Origin of the sequence: Microcoleus sp. B6-A1, assembly GCF_036705085.1 — a bacterium.
Lineage (GTDB): Bacteria > Cyanobacteriota > Cyanobacteriia > Cyanobacteriales > Microcoleaceae > Microcoleus.
On the sequence record NZ_JAUBTU010000064.1, the window covers coordinates 35,259 to 41,798 of the forward strand.

The window sequence follows — 6,540 nt, forward strand, 5'->3', positions numbered from 1 at the left end:
AGACCTGCAACACTGTTTCAGTGACTTTAAAACTGTTTAATTGCAGATGACAGAGCGGAAAACTGGCGTCGCACTCAAGGAGTGTCGTGACCTGAATAACGCCTCCTCCTGAGAGGGGTCTGGTCAGAACAGCTTGTAATTTCTTACAAGCTCAGTGGCTTTAGCCCTGAGTTCCTGACAATCAAGTTTGTAGTGACCACTTTAGTCATCTCTCGTCATTGAAGAGCTGACAACCAGATATTTTAGTATAAGCGATCGACCGCACATTAGATCGAACCAAATCCGTAGAACTCTCTCTCTTCTCTTCCTCTGCGCCCTCTGCGCCCTCTGCGGTTAAATCATTCCTAAACAAACCGAGGTAGCGCTACTGAGTCAGCCAACTGAACATTTCACCCACGGTGAGATTGAAGGATTCGGCAAAGCTTGGAACGGGGATGCGATCGCCCGGTTCTTCAAAAACTGCTAAGGTGCGATCGGCAAAATAGACAAATACCAGTTCTTCTTCCGGGTCAATCAACCAGCCCATCTGGGTTCCGTGGCCGAGACTGTGGAGAATGTTGCGGACGACTTTAGTTTGACTTTGGTCGGGGGAAAGAATTTCGATTGTCCAGTCGGGGGCGATGGCGAAAGTGTTGGCTACTTCGCCGTTTTCGTCGCGGGGAATGCGTTCCCCGGTAAAGACTGCAAGATCCGGTACTGTCGATCGACCGCCAAAGGTACAGCGCAATTCTGAATAGGCGCGGGCGATGCGTTGGGGTTTGAGTACCCGGTTAATGTCAGCACCCAAATCGCTTTGAATAGTGCTGTGTTTTCCTTGGGGCATAGGTTTTTGGATAATTTGACCATCGATGAATTCGCTGGCGGGTTTGGTTTCCGACAGTTGGAGAAATTCATTGAGAGTCAAAGGTTTAGAAGCGGTTTGAACCATTATTTTAATTGGATTTAAGTTTAATTTGTATTAGTTAAGCGATCGGGCATTTAATTTATCCTCACCTCTCTCAAGAACAGGCAAGATGCCTGTTCCACAAAGAGTAAATTTGCTTGTGGGGTGGATTTCTTCAAACTCTTGTGGGGAGTAGGGGTTGGGCATCTTGCCCGCCCAAAAGCTTAAATTTTAAGGTTCAACCACTTATTAGCCGCCATTCCGGTTATAGAAATACTCCCAACCCGCGGCTAACGGCATTTCCCATACGATCGCACAATGACGCGGCCGGCACCCCCTGTCCTTCCTGTTCCCATTTTTCCACGAGTTGGCGGCCTAGGGGCGTGAGGCGAAAACTGTCGGTAATCCCTTGTCCGTCTACTTCCCGCCGCAACACGCCGACTTGAATCAGCCAGAGTAGGGAGTTTTCGGCTACGAGTTCGGATACGGGCGATCGGGTGTAGCCGCTTTCGACACCGGAATTTGAGGCGATCGCACTTAGGAAAACACTGTTATCGCGGATGGTCTGGAAGAAGTGTAATTGAAAAGGGGAACAGCGGACGGCGCGATCGGCTCTTTTGACAGTGCGATCGGGATAACTAATAGATTTAAACGCTTCAGATGGGATAAAAGTCATTCAAAAAACCTCTGAACAGGTACTATATTTTTAATTGTTACAGATATCACGAATCTAAATCAATCATACATATTGGTAGGGGTAGTGCCCCCGTGCCTACCCCCGACCGATCGGGGCAACCACGGGGGGTTTGCCCCTACAAGAATTACACAATTTATTTAGTTTACTTATTATGACAGATACACTAAATAATATCAACAGGTTTATTGAATACGTTCGTACTTTGAAGGGAGACGAAAAAGGCGAGGCACAGGTATTCTGCGAGCGCCTGTTTCAAGCCTTCGGTCATCTAGGCTACAAGGAAGCGGGAGCCGAACTAGAATTTCGAGTAAAGGCGAAAGGCAAAACTACGAAATTTGCCGATTTGCTGTGGCGGCCCAGGTTGTTGCTGGAGATGAAAAAACGGGGCGAAAAACTGGAAAAGCACTATCAACAAGCCTTTGAATACTGGCTGGAGCTAGTGCCCCAACGTCCCAAATATGTGGTTCTTTGCAACTTTGATGAATTTTGGATTTATGACTTCGATTTGCAACTGCGGGAACCTGTAGACCGCGTAAATCTCGAAGAGTTACCCCATCGCTTCACAGCCTTAAACTTTCTTTTTCCCGAAAATCGCCAGCCTTTATTCAATAACAACCAAATTGATGTAACGCGAACTGCCGCTGACAAAGTTGCTCTAGTTTTTAATCGGTTAGTAGAGCGAGGAGAAAAAGTAGAAACCGCTCAAAGGTTTATCCTTCAGTGTGTAGTAGCATTGTTTGCTGAAGATATCGATTTATTGCCTAGAGGTTTATTCACGGAATTTTTAGATATTTGCAAGACCAATCGAGAGAGTTCTTATGATTTAATTGGGGGATTGTTTCGGCAAATGGGAAGCGATCGCCCCGCACCTAAAGACAGCCGCTATCGAGATGTATCCTATTTTAATGGCGGCATCTTCTCAGTTGTTGAACCCATCGCCCTGACTCGCAGCGAAATCGATCTGCTATTAGAGGCAGCAAAGGAACGGTGGTCAAAGGTAGAACCGGCGATTTTTGGCGCGTTGTTTGAGTCCAGTATGGGCAAAGAGGAACGTCATGCCTTGGGAGCGCACTATACCAGCGAGGCCGATATTCAAAAAGTGGTTTTGCCTACGATTATACGCCCGTGGCGAGAACGGATTGAAGCTGCGAAGACGCTCAAAAATTTGTTGGCACTGCGGCAAGAATTACTTGATTTCAAAGTTCTCGATCCAGCTTGCGGCAGCGGTAATTTTCTCTATGTTGCTTATCGGGAACTGAAGCGACTAGAGGCACAATTGCTAACTAAAATTCATGAAAATTTCTCTCGTGCTGCTAATGCGATAGGTACGATGTCGCTGGTGAAGACAAGCCAGTTTTACGGCATTGACATCAAACCCTTTGCCGTGGAATTGGCAAAAGTGACGCTGATGCTTGCCAAAAAGTTAGCCTTAGATGAAGAAAACCAGTTGCTCAATGTTGTACAGTTGAACCTGGCACTGGAACTAGAGCAAGCATTGCCACTCGATAATCTCGATCGCAATATCCGCTGTGATGATGCTCTGTTTTGCGAGTGGGAACAAGTTAATGTAATTATTGGAAATCCTCCCTTTTTGGGTGGTAATCGTCTGCGACTAACCCTTGGTGATGATTATGTCGATCGTATTTTTGCTAAATTTCCTGATGTAAAAGGTAAAGTAGATTTTTGTTCCTACTGGTTTCGCCTTGCTCATAATCACTTAAGGGAAGATTTCCGGGTTGGCTTAGTCGCAACAAACACCATCTCTCAAGGTCAAACTCGTCAAGCTACTTTAGACTACATCATTCAAAATGGTGGTTGTATTTATGATGCAATTTCTACTCAGCCTTGGTCTGGTGAAGCGAAAGTACACATTAGTATTGTCAATTGGCTCAAAACTTCTGAGAGTAAAGAATTAACCTGCCGTATTGATTATAAAGTTGTTTCTCATATCAATTCTTCTCTCAAGGCAGAAGTCGATGCTTCTCAAGCTGTAAAGATTAAAGCCAACTTAAATCAATGTTTCGTAGGAGTGCAACCTAATGATAAGGGTTTTATTGTAACTGAAAGAGAGGTAAAGCAATGGATTAAAGCCGATCCTAAAAATCAAGATGTTCTCAAGCTCTTTTCAACGGGTGCGAATCTGGCACAGAACCCCCAGGGAAAGCCAGAGCGTTGGATTATTGATTTTGACAATCGCAGTTTAGAAGAGGTTAGTGATTACCAGCTACCGTTCGATCATGTTAAAAAGTACGTCAAGCCTCAACGAGAATCTAATCGAGAAGCCGTCATGCGGGAAAAATGGTGGCGATTCAAGCGCACGAATGAAGCAATGCGAAAAGCTCTAGCAACTTTACCCTTTTGTTTCGCCGTCCCAGAAACTTCAAAGTGGTCGATATTTTTAATTTCTGATTGTAATTACTTGCATGGAAATAGCTGCCATCCTGTGGCTTCAGATGACTTCTATGTTCTTGGCATCCTAACTTCAAATCTGCATCGTCAGTGGGTAAAAGCACAAAGCTCAACCCTTAAAGCCGATACACGTTACACTCACAACACCTGTTTTGAAACATTTCCCTTTCCCCAAAATTGCCCAGAAAAAACTAAAACCGAAATTCGAGCAGCCATGCAGGTTCTCCATGACTACCGCACCGAGTATATGGAGCGCAAACAATGCGGCATTACCCAACTATACAACCAATTTTTTGATGAACCCGCCAGCGAACTTGCCAAACTCCACGCTCAATTAGACGAACTCGTTTGCAAAGCCTACGATATCAAAGCCAACCAAGACTCCTTAAAGTTTCTATTAGAATTAAACTTTGAAGTTGCACAGCGAGAAACTGAGGGATTACCTGTTGTCGCTCCCTGTTCGCGGCCTGTTGTATAAGAATGCTAGTTAAATCCAGTCCTGGACGCACTTCTACCAAAGAAACCGGGTTTTTTACCAAATCTGCGGGTTGTAATTCAGTATTTTCCTAAAAAAACCCGGTTTCTGGCCCCTGCGTAAGTCCTGTAAGTCTAATTATTTTAGGCATAAACTTTCCTGAATTCATAAGTATCTGAAGCTTCCGCATCTTCTAAAGTCAGAAATTCGTGTAACTCATTAATAGAAAGAGGGTTGAGATAAACATTAGACTCTGATTCATAGACTTCGGAAAATGACTCAATAGCTTGTTTTAGTTTATCAATAGATTGTTCTGGAGTATTGCCTTGTCCCACCAATCCATTTTCTAAACACAAAGAAACCCAATAATCAGCACTTTTTCTGATAATGACAGTGTATAAATCAATCATATTTTACAGGAAAATTAATTTTTATTTAGTGGGACAATCAGGAAAACACACCGATAATCTAAGACGCGATCGCCCGCAGGTCAACGCGATCGCCTATTTTTACAAATACTCTAAATGATTGTTCATTTCTTCAGCATTCAGTACCTCCCAAATTAATACTAATCCTTGCAAAATTTCCCCAAGCGATTTACTGGTTTGCAGACAGTAAACAATACCCGCGTGAGACAAACCTGCATGATGCAGTCTTAAAAAATCCGTATCTTGGGTAAAAATTACTCGCTCTTGAGACAGGGAAAATGCTAATTGTTGTTCGTCGGATTGCCCGATCATTCCTTGTTCTGGAGTTGTGGTGACATCAATTCCACGTCTTCGCAATCCATTCGCTATGGCAAGAGTTATATTTTCTTCGAGATGGAATTTTATCTTAGCCATGTTGACGATTTTTTAATTTTTGTTGCAAGAGCGATGGGGTTTGAGCTTTCAATTGGCGAGCAAATTCTGCATCTGCTTCGATTGCAGAGCGAATTTCATCTCGACGATCGTGATAATAGGCTAAAGCTGCATAGATATCAGATAAAGTAATACTCGGATAGTGATACAGAATTTCGTCGGGTGACATTCCCATTTGTTCGTGCCAAACAACTATATCCTGAACTCGGATGCGATGTCCGGCGATACGGGGTTTTCCCCCACAGATTCCTGGGGTGATTTCGATATGTTCTTTAATGACGGCGATCGACATGGTAGGGAATTAATATAGGATGTCTCTTATATTTTAGGACAGGTTAGACGAGTTGGGCTGTAAAAGGCATTTTAAGGTATGGTATTTTTGATGGATATTGCGAATTTCCGCCGTCGCCAATCGACTTGAGTCAAGGTGATTGCTTGAACTGGAACTCGAATAACGAGCGTAGCATATTCGAGTTCCAGTTCAAAAAAAGCGATTTCCATCGCCGATAACTTTTTCAATCGCCGAAGCACAAAATCAACTAAAATAGCTGGGTAAATCCCAAGGGAAACAAAACTATGACATTACCAGTTGGGTGCGCTGCCCCTCAGTTTACCGCCAAAGACACCAACGGCAACACCGTCTCCCTCTCCGAATTCGCCGGTAAAACCGTAATTCTGTATTTCTACCCCAAAGATGACACCCCCGGCTGCACCAGACAAGCCCAAAGCTTCAAAGCAGCCCATGAAGAATACAAGGGAAAAGATATAGTAGTTCTCGGTGTCAGCCGCGACAACGAAGAATCGCACCAAAAGTTCACAGAAAAATACGGTTTACCTTTCCAGCTATTAGCAGATGTGGATGGCACGATTACCAAAGCTTACGATGTCGAGAAAGGCGATTATGCCAAGCGCGTTACTTTCGTCATCGACGGCACCGGCAAAATCATTCAGGTTTATGAAGGGGAAACCATGAAAGTTGACACTCACGCTCAAGATATTCTCGTCACCATAGTTTAGTCGAAATTTAGTCGAAATTTAGTCGATCGCACTAACACTCCTGCACGCACCAAACGGCTAAAAACCCGGTTCCTTCCTAGATGCCTCGTTGCTATACGCAATATTGTCGTAGGAACCGGTTTTTTTTAGTAAGGAATGAGAATTAAATAACTTCCACTCTTGAAAGTGGGATGGGCGTCCCGCCCGTCCAAAAAGGACG

General features: G+C 44.1%; 7 protein-coding genes. 2 read left to right on the plus strand and 5 right to left on the minus strand.

The window, feature by feature from the left end; genetic code table 11:
* Positions 1-364: 364 nt before the first annotated feature.
* Together QUB11_RS21650 and QUB11_RS21655 are read right to left on the minus strand one after the other, a co-directional pair.
* Positions 365-928, minus strand: coding sequence for a Uma2 family endonuclease (locus QUB11_RS21650; protein ID WP_333206054.1), 564 nt, complete (start codon positions 926-928; stop codon positions 365-367).
* Positions 929-1,148: 220 nt separating this feature from the next.
* Positions 1,149-1,559 carry an Npun_F0494 family protein gene (locus QUB11_RS21655; RefSeq protein WP_333206055.1) on the minus strand — a complete coding sequence of 137 codons (411 nt, stop codon included), beginning with the start codon at positions 1,557-1,559 and terminating at the stop codon, positions 1,149-1,151.
* A 172-nt stretch (positions 1,560-1,731) separates the two neighbouring features.
* Between QUB11_RS21655 and QUB11_RS21660 the strand changes: the two genes are divergently transcribed.
* On the plus strand, positions 1,732-4,467 hold the full coding sequence (locus tag QUB11_RS21660; RefSeq protein WP_333206056.1) for a DNA methyltransferase: 2,736 nt from the start codon (positions 1,732-1,734) through the stop codon (positions 4,465-4,467).
* Positions 4,468-4,607: 140 nt separating this feature from the next.
* Here QUB11_RS21660 and QUB11_RS21665 read toward each other — a convergent pair whose 3' ends face one another.
* From QUB11_RS21665 to QUB11_RS21675, 3 genes are all read right to left on the minus strand, one after another.
* The gene (locus QUB11_RS21665) at positions 4,608-4,874 is read right to left on the minus strand and encodes a type II toxin-antitoxin system HicB family antitoxin (RefSeq protein ID WP_333206057.1); all 267 of its coding nucleotides are present in this window, start codon (positions 4,872-4,874) and stop codon (positions 4,608-4,610) included.
* Between the two features lie 99 nt (positions 4,875-4,973).
* Positions 4,974-5,306 carry a DUF5615 family PIN-like protein gene (locus QUB11_RS21670; protein WP_333206058.1) on the minus strand — a complete coding sequence of 111 codons (333 nt, stop codon included), beginning with the start codon at positions 5,304-5,306 and terminating at the stop codon, positions 4,974-4,976.
* On the minus strand, positions 5,299-5,616 hold the full coding sequence (locus QUB11_RS21675; protein ID WP_194011686.1) for a DUF433 domain-containing protein: 318 nt from the start codon (positions 5,614-5,616) through the stop codon (positions 5,299-5,301). Before QUB11_RS21675 ends, QUB11_RS21670 begins: the two co-directional genes overlap by 8 nt.
* A 284-nt stretch (positions 5,617-5,900) precedes the next feature.
* On the opposite strand from QUB11_RS21675, the gene QUB11_RS21680 reads away from it, so the two are divergent.
* Positions 5,901-6,341 carry a peroxiredoxin gene (locus tag QUB11_RS21680; RefSeq protein ID WP_333156201.1) on the plus strand — a complete coding sequence of 147 codons (441 nt, stop codon included), beginning with the start codon at positions 5,901-5,903 and terminating at the stop codon, positions 6,339-6,341.
* Positions 6,342-6,540: the final 199 nt, after the last annotated feature.